The organism is Cellvibrionales bacterium, from assembly GCA_016713115.1.
In the GTDB taxonomy this organism is placed as follows: Bacteria; Pseudomonadota; Gammaproteobacteria; order Pseudomonadales; family UBA7239; genus UBA7239.
Window position 1 is genome coordinate 739102 of sequence record JADJPU010000001.1, and the last position, 12854, is coordinate 751955.

General features: G+C 52.8%; 9 protein-coding genes and 1 pseudogene. 3 read left to right on the forward strand and 7 right to left on the reverse strand.

The window, feature by feature from the left end; all coding sequences use genetic code 11:
* Positions 1 to 63 precede the first annotated feature (63 nt).
* The gene (locus IPK30_03620; protein ID MBK8102384.1) at positions 64 to 2196 is read left to right on the forward strand and encodes a radical SAM protein; all 2133 of its coding nucleotides are present in this window, start codon (positions 64 to 66) and stop codon (positions 2194 to 2196) included.
* Between the two features lie 62 nt (positions 2197 to 2258).
* Positions 2259 to 2642 carry a nuclear transport factor 2 family protein gene (locus tag IPK30_03625; protein ID MBK8102385.1) on the forward strand — a complete coding sequence of 128 codons (384 nt, stop codon included), beginning with the start codon at positions 2259 to 2261 and terminating at the stop codon, positions 2640 to 2642.
* Positions 2643 to 2671: 29 nt separating this feature from the next.
* Here IPK30_03625 and hslU read toward each other — a convergent pair whose 3' ends face one another.
* From hslU to IPK30_03645, 4 genes are all read right to left on the reverse strand, one after another.
* A complete protein-coding gene (hslU, locus tag IPK30_03630) occupies positions 2672 to 3997 on the reverse strand; it encodes an ATP-dependent protease ATPase subunit HslU (protein ID MBK8102386.1) in 1326 nt (441 codons plus the stop codon).
* Positions 3990 to 4538 (reverse strand): ATP-dependent protease subunit HslV, encoded by a 549-nt coding sequence (gene hslV / locus IPK30_03635; GenBank protein MBK8102387.1) that lies wholly within the window; start codon positions 4536 to 4538, stop codon positions 3990 to 3992. The genes hslU and hslV overlap by 8 nt, the downstream gene beginning before the upstream one ends.
* Positions 4539 to 4605: 67 nt before the next feature.
* Complete coding sequence (locus IPK30_03640) at positions 4606 to 5499, reverse strand: SPOR domain-containing protein (GenBank protein MBK8102388.1); 894 nt, start codon at positions 5497 to 5499, stop codon at positions 4606 to 4608.
* 37 nt (positions 5500 to 5536) lie between these two features.
* Positions 5537 to 7201, reverse strand: coding sequence for an arginine--tRNA ligase (locus IPK30_03645; GenBank protein ID MBK8102389.1), 1665 nt, complete (start codon positions 7199 to 7201; stop codon positions 5537 to 5539).
* An 85-nt stretch (positions 7202 to 7286) separates the two neighbouring features.
* On the opposite strand from IPK30_03645, the gene IPK30_03650 reads away from it, so the two are divergent.
* Positions 7287 to 8726, forward strand: coding sequence for a glycosyltransferase (locus IPK30_03650; GenBank protein ID MBK8102390.1), 1440 nt, complete (start codon positions 7287 to 7289; stop codon positions 8724 to 8726).
* A gap of 6 nt (positions 8727 to 8732) precedes the next feature.
* Here IPK30_03650 and IPK30_03655 read toward each other — a convergent pair.
* From IPK30_03655 to glnG, 3 genes and pseudogenes are all read right to left on the reverse strand, one after another.
* A pseudogene (locus IPK30_03655) lies at positions 8733 to 10322 on the reverse strand (ABC-F family ATPase).
* A 61-nt stretch (positions 10323 to 10383) separates the two neighbouring features.
* Positions 10384 to 11352, reverse strand: coding sequence for a DUF808 domain-containing protein (locus tag IPK30_03660; protein MBK8102391.1), 969 nt, complete (start codon positions 11350 to 11352; stop codon positions 10384 to 10386).
* Positions 11353 to 11416: 64 nt separating this feature from the next.
* Positions 11417 to 12853, reverse strand: coding sequence for a nitrogen regulation protein NR(I) (gene glnG / locus IPK30_03665; GenBank protein ID MBK8102392.1), 1437 nt, complete (start codon positions 12851 to 12853; stop codon positions 11417 to 11419).
* Position 12854: the final 1 nt, after the last annotated feature.

Sequence of the window (12854 nt, forward strand, 5' to 3'; positions counted from 1 at the left end):
CAGCTAGATGACGCCCCTGCATTCGCATGGTTAAATGGTCACCTGCAAATAAACAACAACACCATGCAAGACGCCTCGGATTCCACTACAACCATCGCCTCATCCGCCACACTATCCATCGTGATACCGGTGTACGGCGCGTGGCAGGCTGACCGTGTGCTGCAAGCATTGCTGCCACTGGAACCGCTAGAAATTCTGGTGTGCGATTCCAGCCCACAACCCACTGTTCTACCGGCACATTCTGCGGTGCGTTTACTGCATTTGAGCCAGCGCGCTTTTCCTGGCGCAGCGCGCAACGCCGGCTGGCAGCAAGCGCAGGGAGACTATGTGTTGTTTGTGGATGCCGATGTGGTGCTAGCCGAAGAAGGCAGGCAATTTGTGCGACGCCATATGGCAGCCAATGCACACGACATGGCGTTTGGTTTGTACACGCTGGATTGCCCAGACTACAACAGCATCAGCCGTTTTATCGTCAACATACAGCACCACCGCTTTGAGAGTGAGTTTGCACGCAACCACTATCGTTACGGACAATCTTCGCACTTACTCGTACGGCGCGACATTTACAAAAAAATTGGTTTTTTTAATCCGCATTTGCGCATGCACGAAGACAAAGAAATTTGTATACGCGCTATCAACGCCGGCACCGAGATCAACGTCTATCCCGATTTTTTAGCCGACCACATCAAGATTTTTTCTTTTTATGATTTGATGCTGGATCACGGACACAAAGCTTATTTGGCGCAGGAGACGCTGCACCAACACCCCGCTATTTTTAGTCGCGTTGAAAACCAGCTCAGCACACGCTTCAAAGTCAGCTTGATCGCCTCCTGCGTTTCGCCCATTTTGTTGTTGTTGCTCACCGCAACCCACGCGCTGCCCAACACCATAGCACTGCTCTTACTGATAGCACTATTTCTTTCTCCGCTATTCACAGCGCATGAAGTATTTACCGCGGCCAAATGGCGAGAAAAACTCACAGGGCTACTGCTGTGGCCTTTCATGGGCGCGACGATTTGTGCCGGCGTGATGTTGGCAAAATCGCAGCATGTTTATATTGTGCTGACACAAGCCATGCGCAGAGTGCCTACACTATTTGAGCTGGCGAAGCGCGTGCTGTTTCGGCGCGGCATGCCGGTCAGCATCATTCACTTCATCACTGCGCGCTGCAATTTGCGCTGTGAACACTGCTTCTACAAAGAAACGCTGGATGCCAAAGATCCGGGCGAGCAATCTTTGAGGCAATTACAAAAAACCACGCAGGAAATTGGCTCGGTATTGTGGTACGCCCTCGGTGGCGGCGAGCCGTTTATTCGCAGCGACCTGCCGGATATTCATCGCATCATCATGCAGAACTGCCAGCCCATGATGGTGAGCATTCCCACCAACGGCTGGTACACTGACAAAACTTACCTCAGCACACTCGCCATGCTGCAAGCCATGCAACACGGTGCGCTGACCGTACAAATCTCTGTCGATGGCCCCAAAGCCATACACGATGCCATACGCGGCAAAGATTCTTGGCAGCACTTGCTCAAAACCTGGAAGAAATTAAAAGAAATTCAACGCGTGTATCCACGGCTATCGCTGGGCATTATTACCGTGGTCAACGAAGCCAATGCGCATGAGTATCCTAATTTTATTGACGAAATCACTGACACTTTTCAGCCCAACCAGATCAGTATCAATTTGATACGCGATATAGAAAATCCACACGCTGCCGCACAATTACTGGACACCTATAAAGCAGCGGTGGAGCGCTACGAATGGCACATCCAGCACAAAACTCTAACCGCTTTTGGTTATCTCGGCGGCATGATTGTGCGCGCCAAAGAATCCGTACAAAAAGAATTGATCTACCGTGTGATGCGTTTTAACGAGTTTGTTACGCCCTGCACCGCCGGCGATTTGACCTATGTGATCTGGGAAGACGGCCGCGTGAATGCCTGTGAAATGCTGCCCGACACCGTCGGCAATATTATTGGCAACCAGCCCGCCAACAATTTCCGTAATATTGTTGCCAGCAGCGCTGCGCAAGCCTTGCGCAAAAAAATCGTCGCTGAAAAATGCAAATGCAGTTACGAATGCGCCATGACCATCAACACCTTATTCAGTTGGCCACTAGCAAAAAAATTGTGGTGGCGCGTAGTCAGCGGCAAAGCCAGCGCACCACTCCCTTTACCCGAACAGCCATAAACACCACCATCAGGAGATAAAAACCATGAGCGATTTCACCATCACCAACGCCGCGCAAGCGGCTGCACAGCGCCTCTATTGATGCCGTGCGCGCTAAAAACAAAGAAGCTTGGGTGGCAAACTTTGCCGACGATGCCTGTATTGAAGATCCAGTGGGGAAATCACCACTGGATGCGACGGGCAACGGCCATCGCGGCAAGGCGGCCATCGCGGCGTTTTGGGATATGTGCATCGCCACCGGCAGTGTCGATTTCAACATTCGCGAATCGTATCCGGTGAGCGACATTGCCTGCGCCAATGTCGGCTCCATCCTCAACACCATGGGCGATATGAAAATCGAAGCCAAAGGCGTATTTATTTATCATGTCAACGCCGAAGGCAAAGTCACCAACTTACGCGCCTACTGGGATTTCAACAGCACCATGGCAGCAGCCAGCAAAAAATAATTTTTATTTTTTGGAAAACTGGAGTCGGCTCAGAGGATGAACCGACTCAAATCTTCGTCTTGCGACAACTCACCCAACGATTGATCCACATAAGCCGCATCAATTGTTACCGTTTTACCTTCCGCCGCTAAATCGCCAGCGGAAAACGATACGCTTTCCAACAGACGCTCCATCACGGTATGCAAACGGCGCGCACCAATATTTTCGGTACGGTCATTCACTTGCCAAGCAATTTCTGCCAAGCGACGAATGCCGTCTGGACTGAAGACAATTTTCAAACCTTCCGTCTGCATCAAAGCCTGATACTGCTCAGTGAGCGAGGCATCTGGCTCCTGCAAGATACGCGCAAAATCATCGGGGGTCAGCGCATTCAATTCCACGCGGATAGGCAAACGCCCTTGCAGCTCTGGAATTAAATCGGATGGCTTGGCCAAATGAAACGCGCCAGAGGCAATAAACAAAATATGGTCGGTGCGGATCATGCCGTACTTGGTCGATACCGTGCAGCCTTCAATGAGTGGCAACAAATCGCGCTGTACGCCTTCACGCGACACATCGGCGCCGCTGGTTTCTCCACGGCGACACACTTTGTCGATCTCGTCGATAAACACAATGCCATTTTGCTCGGCTGCGTTGATCGCCTGCGTTTTAATTTCCTCATCATTCACTAGGCGCGCCGCTTCTTCATCTTGCAACTGCTTCATCGCCGAGCGCACCGTCATTTTGCGCAACCGTTTTCTGTCGCTGTTCATGTTGGAAAACATGTTTTGCAACTGGCTGGTCATTTCTTCCATGCCGGGAGGCGCCATGATTTCCACACCCACGGATGCCGCCGCCACTTCAATTTCTATCTCTTTATCATCCAGCTCGCCTTCGCGCAGTTTTTTGCGAAATACTTGCCGCGTGCCGGTTTCTTTTTCTTGCGCATCTACACCTCGTGCAGCGGGCAACAGCGCGTCCAACACGCGATCTTCTGCCGCATCTTGTGCGCGCACCTGCACAGACTCCATCGCGCGCTGGCGAAATAATTTGATCGACATTTCCAGCAGGTCGCGCACGATAGATTCCACATCGCGCCCAACATAGCCCACTTCGGTAAACTTGGTCGCTTCCACTTTGATAAACGGCGCATCGGCCAGTTTTGCTAAACGGCGCGCAATTTCTGTTTTGCCAACGCCGGTAGGCCCGATCATCAAAATATTTTTTGGCGTGATTTCTGCGCGCAAATCTTCAGGCAACTGCATGCGCCGCCAGCGGTTGCGCAGAGCAATCGCCACTGCGCGTTTGGCATCGTTTTGGCCAATAATGTATTTATCGAGTTCGCTGACAGTTTCTCGCGGTGTCATATTAGACATGCTCGCACTCCATTTCTTCAATCGTGCGGCTGTGATTGGTGTAAATACAAATATCCGCTGCAATCGCTAAACTTTTTTCCACAATATCTCTCGCCGACAATTCAGAGTTGTGCAACAACGCGATGGCCGCCGCCTGTGCAAACGAGCCGCCGGAGCCGATAGCCAACAAATCATCTTCTTGCTCAATCACATCGCCATTGCCGGTGATAATCAGCGAGCTGGTTTTATCCGCCACAATTAATAGCGCTTCCAAACGACGCAGCGCGCGATCGGTGCGCCAATCTTTTGCCAATTCCACGGCGGCACGCACCAAGTGACCTTGATATTTTTCTAACTTCGCTTCAAAACGCTCGAACAAGGTAAAGGCATCGGCGGTGCCGCCGGCAAAACCCGCGAGCACTTTGTCGTGATACAGGCGGCGCACTTTGCGCGCATTGCCCTTCATGATGGTGTTGCCAAGGGAGACTTGGCCATCGCCGCCGATAACAACGCGCCCGTGGCGGCGCACAGAGAGAATGGTGGTGCCGTGATACTGTTCCAAGGGGATATCCTGACAGCGGAGTGAACTGGCTATCTATGGGCTGCAGGTTGCAGTTTCAAGGTATGGGCTATTTCATCGGAATGGTATTGATACCATTGCCATTCAGCATGAGGCGCGCGTTATCCGCTTCGGCACTGGTATGAAATGGTCCAGCTAAAACCTTCTGCAAGCTCGCACCATTCGCATCACTGGCGGCACGAATAGAAGCACCAACACCCAAGCGCGACATTTTACTGCGCAGTTTTTCCGCCTCCGCCTTGTTGCGGAACACGCCGGCTTGCAGGTAGCGCGCGCCGCTTGTACTTGCTGATGCTGCAGTTTTTGCAGCCACCACAGACGACTTTTCTTTAGGTGCTTTTTCTTGCGCCTTCAATTTCCGCTCTTGCTCTTTTTGCGCCAGCAATTGCTGCATAGGGTCCAGCTCTTCTTCCGGTTGGACTTTTACCGCTGCTGTTTTAGTTTCTGGCACGGGTGCGACGGGCGGCTCCACCGTAGTAGTTGCGGCCACAGCAGCTGTTGGCGCGGTAGCTGTAACTGTAGCTGGGGCTGGAGTAGCACCCGCTGTGGCTGTTGCTGCAACGGGCTGCCCTGCAGTGTCGGTCGTTGGCGTAGTCGGCGGCGGCATAGTCGGCTGCTCGGCAGGCGCGATATCCGTCACTGGCTGACCGCCCTCCGGCAGCTTGGTGTAGAACTCAAATACAGGGCTGACGCGTTTAGGTGGTGCAGGAGGCTGCTCGGCAGCAGGAGTCTCACTGCTAGTGGCTGGATGCTGCGGAGCAAGAACAGGCGCCGGCAGCGGCGGACGCACACCCGACAAATACACCAAAAACATGATCAGACAACCGACTAGGGTGCCAACCAATACCCACAACCAAGAGGGTATGCCTTTACTTTTTTTGCGTTTGGGTGCGCGAGGGGCTTCCTTTCGGATGCGCTGGCTTCTGGCAAAATCGTGGCTCATTGCGCGCTCACTGCTCCACTGTGTTTTAACAAAACCATTACATAGACTCCGGCGCGCTGACACCCAACAGCTGTAAACCATTGCGCAATACTTGCTGCGTGGCCACGGCCAGCGTTAAGCGTGCGTTGCGTAACGCGGCATCTTCCACCAAGAACTGCGCAGCGTTGTACCAAGTATGCAAGCCAGCGGCCAGTTCGCGCAAATACTGCGCAATGCTGTGCGGCGACAAATCTTGTGCTGCGGATGCCACCACATCTGGATAGCGCGCCAAGGTATTCAGCAAATCGGACTCATGAGATGCGGCAAGGCAATCCAAATGCGCCAAGCCTTGCTCTGGATCCCAAAGCAAACTTTTTTCTTGTGCTTGCTTCAACACGCTGCAAATGCGTGCGTGGGCGTACTGAATGTAATACACGGGATTGTCGTTGCTTTTGGCAACAGCCAAATCCACATCAAACACCAATTGCGAGGTAGCGGCGCGCGACACCAAGAAATAACGCGTGGCATCGCGTCCACACCATTCGATTAAATCGCGCAAGGTGACATAAGAACCGGCGCGCTTGGAAATTTTTACTTCTTCGCCGCCGCGCATTACCGTCACCATCTGGTGCAGCACATAATCAGGCCAAGCGGTAGGAATCCCCACATTCAAAGCCTGCAAACCGGCGCGCACACGCGTGATGGTGGAATGGTGATCGGCGCCCTGTTCGTTAATCACACGCGTAAAACCGCGCTGCCATTTGTTCAAGTGATACGCGACATCCGGCACAAAATAGGTGTAACCGCCTTCCGTTTTGCGCATCACGCGATCTTTGTCATCGCCAAAATCCGTGGTCTTTAACCACAACGCGCCGTCTTTTTCGTAAGTGTGCCCCTGCGCAATCATTTGCTGTACCGCAGCTTCTACTTTGCCTTCACTGTAGAGCGAGGATTCGAGATAAAACACATCAAAGCGCACATCAAACGCTTGCAAATCCAAATCTTGTTCGCGGCGCAAATACGCTACCGCGAATTGACGAATCGCATCGGTATTGTGCGGGTCTTTTGCATCAATTTTTTTACCGGCCAAGTAGGCTTCCGCCACATCAGTGATGTAATCGCCGCGATAACCGTCTGCTGGCCACGCAGCATCATCCGGCGTTAAACCAGTGGCGCGCGCTTGCACCGACAGCGCAAGATTATTGATCTGTGCGCCAGCATCGTTGTAATAAAACTCGCGCGTCACATCCCAGCCGGTAGCCGCCAGCAAACGGCACAGGCAATCACCAATCGCTGCACCGCGACCGTGACCCACATGCAGCGGCCCAGTCGGGTTGGCTGACACAAACTCCACTTGCACTTTACGACCCGCGCCCGTGTTGCTGCGGCCAAAGTTTTCTCGCTCCGCCAAAATGCGCGCCACCACGGCCGCTTGCGCATCGCTCGCCAGAAAAAAATTGATAAAGCCGGGGCCGGCAATTTCCGCTTTGGCGATCAAGCTGTTTTCTGGCAGCGCCGCCAAGATTGCCGCCGCCAAATCGCGCGGGGCTTTGCCCGCTTTTTTCGCCAACACCATCGCAATATTGCTGGCGAGATCGCCGTGTGATTTGTCACGCGTGTTGTCAATCTGTACGCTAGGCGGCGCGCTATCCGCTGGCAACACGCCCTCGGTTTGCAAGTTGAGCAAGGCTGTTTGAATCAATTCCGCCAGTGGCTGTTTCATCGCAATACGCAGGCTGAGAAGGGTTTAGAGGGCAGTAAAACAAGCCGCACATTATAGAATAAGAAAGCTGTAAACGAGACTGCGTATGTTTGAAATTGGAGTCATCCCCGTAGCGGGCGCTGGGCTGCGCCTCTACCCCTACACAGAATCCACCCCCAAAACACTGCTGGAAGTCGGCGGCCAATCGCTGTTGCTGAACAATATCGCCATTCTGCGCGATCAACTGGGCGTAAAAAAAATCTTCCTGATTATCGGTCACCAAGGCGAGCGCATTCGCGCGGCAATTGGCGACGGCGCCAACCTCGGCGTGCAGATTGAATACCTAGCATGCAGCGACATCAGTGCCGGCCTCGCGTGCGGACTGCTGCTATTGCGCGACCACATCCACAGCCACTTTCCTGTGATACTCGGCGACGAGTTGTACCTCGACAGCAACCACGCACAGCTGCTGCGCTACGCCGCCGAGCCTGCCGATGTGGTGTGCGGCATTAAAACCACCGGCGATACCACTTTAATTCGCAAAAACTACGCCGTCACTTTGCAAGGCGATCGCATCACTTCCCTAGAAGAAAAACCCGAAGTCATTAAAAATCACTACCTCGGCTGCGGCACTTATATTTTTTCACCCGCTATTTTTGACGCTATCGAAAACACGCCCGCATCAACAAAAACAGGACGCGTGGAATTAACAGAAGTGATCGATCGCTGGGCGCAGCAAGGTGCTGATGTGCGCGCCGCCGTTTTAAAAGGCAGCTACCGCAACATCAATTATCCCGAAGATTACATCAGCGCGATGAACTTATATCGCAAGCTGAATTTTTCACAGTACCGCGTAAGTTTGGTGATCCCAACCTACAACGAATCCGCTGCCATCGGCGATGTGATTGAAGATTTCCGCGACAAAGTGGACGAAATTATTGTCGCCGACAATCAATCACCAGACGGCACCGCCGACATCGCCCGTGCCAAAGGTGCGACCGTGATTTCAAAACCACTAGCCGGTTACGGCGAAGCACTGCGCTGCGCACTGCAAGCAGCTACTGGCGATATTTTGGTGTTGATGGAAGGCGACGCTTCTTTCACCGCCGATGATTTACCAAAAATTCTCGCGTATATGCGCGATGCCGACATGGTGATAGGCACGCGCACCACCAAACAAATGATTGAGCAAGGCGCGAACATGGATGCGTTTTTGCGCTGGGGCAATGTGCTGGCAGCAAAAGTGTTGCAATTTTTATGGATACGCCAAGAGCCGCGCTTCACCGATCTCGGCTGCACTTATCGCGCAATTTGGCGCGACACTTATCTCACTATTCGCGACAATTTATCCGCTGTCGGCCCCGCCTTTTCTCCCGAAATGATGGTGGAAGTTTTGCGCGCTGAAAGAAAAATTATCGAGATCCCTGTCACTTATCGTCCGCGCATCGGCGATGTATCGAAACACTCCGGCAGCAAGCTGGCGATACTAAAAACCGGCACAAAAATGTTGTGGTTGATTTTTAAACGACGACTGGGTTTTCGCTAGATTATTTCACTGACTCAACTGCTGACTGCGCAGATACTCGTCGTAGCTGCCGCTGAAATCGACAATACCCTTGGGTGTAAATTCCAAAATGCGATTCGCCAGCGAAGACACAAACTCGCGATCATGGCTGACAAACAGCAGCGTGCCAGGGTAGTTTTCCAACGCGAGATTCAAGGATTCGATCGACTACATATCCAAGTGATTGGTCGGTTCGTCCAGCACCATCACATTGCCCTTCTGCAACATCAAACGCCCGAACAGCATGCGGCCTTGCTCACCGCCGGAAATTACTTTCACCGATTTGCCAATATCATCTTGCGAAAACAACAAACGCCCCAGCGTAGCGCGCACCAATTGCTCATCGCCTTTTGTCCACTGTTTCATCCAATCGAACAGCGTCATATCTTCGGCAAAATCGGCGGCATGGTCCTGCGCAAAATAAGCAATGTTCGCCATTTCTGCCCATTTAATTTCACCGCTATCCAATACCAACTCGTTCATTAAGCAGCGCAACAGCGTGGTTTTGCCTGCGCCATTGGGCCCGATAATAGCAATGCGTTCGCCGGCCTCCACTTGCAAGCTCACATCGCGAAATAACTGCAATTCATCAAAACTTTTTGTCGCTTTGATTAAAGTCAGCGCCTGTCGATGCAATTTCTGCTGCTGCTCAAAACGAATATACGGATTTTGGCGACTGGACGGTTTGATTTCAGCCAGCTCAATTTTTTCGATCTGCTTGGCGCGCGAAGTTGCCTGTTTTGCTTTCGAGGCATTGGCCGAGAAGCGACTGACAAAACTTTGCAATTCCGCAATCTGCGCTTTCTTTTTTGCATTTTCATTTTGCAGCAATTCACGCGCCTGTGTGGCCGCTAACATGTACTCGTCGTAGTTGCCGGGAAATATTTTCAGCGCGCCATAATCTAAATCAGCCATATGCGTGCACACACTGTTCAAAAAATGGCGATCGTGCGAAATGATAATCATGGTGCTGGTGCGCGCGCTCAGCACATCTTCCAACCAACGAATCGTATTGATGTCGAGGTGGTTAGTCGGTTCGTCGAGCAGCAGCACATCTGGATCTGAAAATAGCGCCTGCGCCAGCAGCACGCGCAACTTCCAACCCGGCGCCACTTCGCTCATCGGTCCGTTGTGTTGTTCGATGGGAATACCCAAACCGAGCAACAACTCGCCGGCACGCGATTCAGCGGTGTAGCCGTCGTATTCGGCGAACTGCACTTCCAGTTCCGCCACCGCCATGCCGTCGTCTTCGCTCATTTCCGGCAGGCTGTAAATGCGGTCGCGCTCTGCCTTCACCTGCCACAACGCTTCATGCCCCATGATGACGGTGTCCAGCACCGTGAATTGCTCGTAGGCAAACTGATCCTGCCGCAACTTGCCCAAGCGCACATCGGCGGGGCGCATCACATTGCCCGCTGTAGGCTCCAGATCTCCACCGAGCAGCTTCATGAAGGTCGATTTGCCGCAGCCGTTAGCACCGATCAAGCCATAGCGATTGCCATTGCCGAACTTAACGGACACATTTTCAAACAGGGGTTTGACCCCGAACTGGATGGTGAGATTGCTGGTGGCGATCACGGCAGAACCCTAGCGCGAAAAGGCCGGCAGTGTAGCGACTGGCGGCGTCAGTGCAATGGCATCACGGGCGCTGTGTCGCTGCGGTAAAAATACGCGTGCCAACGCTGACCGCTGCCAACACCAAGCCGCCCACCGCAATACCACCCAGGAGATTCGCCAGAGTAGGCGCCAAGGCTGCCAGCCAGATGCCCAGCAACGGCACGGCTTGCAAGGCTACCTCCAAGGCGTGGACGATGCCGTGCGCCGCCGGTATACCGTGCAACAAAATGCCACCGCCGACCAAGAACATGGCCGCTGTGCCAATCACAGATAGCGACTTCATCAGCTTCGGCGCAAACAACAACAGAGCCTTACCCAAACCATATTTTATTTTTCCCAATACCTTGGTGCCGGCGTGTTTGACCAAATACAAACCGGCATCATCCAGTTTCACAATACCTGCCACCAAACCGTAAACGCCCACCGTCATTAGCAGCGCGATGCCGCACACCACCGACACTTGCATAGCGAAAACGGCGTCTTTCACCGTGCCGAGTGAAATCACAATAATTTCTGCCGACAAAATAAAATCCGTACGAATCGCGCCTTTAATTTTTTCCTGCTCAAACGCCACCAGATCCACATCGGGATTGAGCAAGGCCTGTGTGATCGCCTCATGTTCTGCCTCATGTTCTGCCACATCTTCTGCAGCACTGTGCAAAAATTTGTGCGCCAATTTTTCAAAGCCTTCATAACAAAGAAAGGCTCCACCTATCATCAACAGCGGCGTGACCAACCACGGTACAAACGCACTGATCAGCAGCGCCGCCGGCACTAAAATTAATTTGTTTTTGAACGAACCTTTGGCCACAGCCCACACTACCGGCAACTCGCGCTCGGCGCGCACGCCAGACACCTGCTCGGCATTCAATGCCAAATCATCACCCAATACGCCGGATGTTTTTTTCGCGGCAACTTTCGTTAATAGCGCCACATCGTCCAACACGCTGGCGATATCATCAATCAATGCAAGAAGGCTGCTGCCTGCCATAGTATTTCTCAAACCAAAAATGGAGAGCCATTCTACTGCGTGCAAGACACGATGAGTGGCGCGCCTATTCTTCGTCGTCTTCGCCTTCTGTCACCAAACCCAATTCTTTGATTTTTCGCGTCAAGGTATTGCGCCCCCAGCCCAGCAACTCGGATGCTTCGCGGCGACGACCTGCCGTTTGCTTCAACGCTGCTTCGATCATGATGCGCTCAAACACTGGCGTGGCCTCTTCCAACAAGCGTTCGCGCCCACTGGCCAGCGCCTTCTCTGCCCACTGTTGCAGCACTTGTTCCCAACTATTGCTTTGTGCGAGAGCCGCCGCTTGTTGCTGCTCAGCTTGCTGCAGGATATCCGGTGGAAAATCGGCAGTATGCACATCACGCCCTGGCGCCATGACCGTCAACCAGCGGCAAGTGTTTTCCAATTGCCGCACATTACCAGGCCAATCCAATTGACTGATGAACGCTTCTGCTTCTGGCAATAAACGCTTGGCTTCCACGCCCAGTTCACGCGCTGCTTTATCAAGAAAGAAACGCGCCAAGGCAGGAATATCTTGGCTGCGTTCCGCCAATCGCGGCAACTGAATGCGAATCACATTCAAGCGATGAAATAAATCTTCGCGAAAGCGATGTTCTTGCACCAACTTAGCAAGATCTTGATGCGTGGCGGCAATGATGCGTACATCCACTTTTACCGGCGTGTGTCCACCGACGCGATAAAACATGCCATCCGCCAACACGCGCAACAAGCGCGTTTGTGTGTCATGCGGCATATCGCCAATTTCATCTAAAAATAAAGTGCCGCCATCGGCCTGTTCAAAACGCCCCTGCCGCTGCGTCACCGCACCGGTAAATGCGCCTTTTTCATGGCCGAACAATTCCGATTCCATCAAATCTTTCGGCACCGCCGCCATATTCAAAGCAATAAACGGTTTTTTACTGCGCGGACTGTGACGATGCAGTGCCTGCGCCACCAATTCTTTGCCCGTGCCAGATTCGCCGTTGATCAGCACCGTGATATTGGAGTGAGACAAACGACCGATAGCGCGAAACACTTCTTGCATCGCCGGCGCTTCACCGATGATTTCGGTCGGCAACGGTTCAATAATTTTCTCGTCTGGCGCAGCTTGTTGTACTTGCGACAGCGCGCGCCTTACCACATCCACCACATCGTCAACATCAAACGGTTTTGGCAGGTATTCAAATGCGCCGCCTTGATAAGAAGCTACCGCACTGTCGAGATCCGAATGCGCAGTCATGATGATGACTTGCATCGCAGGGTAATCGCGATTGATCGCGCGCAGTAGCGTCAGGCCGTCCGTGCCTGGCATACGAATATCGCTAATCAATACGGCAGGTTGTTTGCGCGCCAATTCGCGCTGCACGGCATCGCCAGTTTCAAAACTGCGACAAGGAATACTCGCCTGTTCCAGCGCTTTTTCAATTACCCAACGAATAGAACGGTCATCATCAACAAGCCAAACGGCAGCATCGGTAGTCACT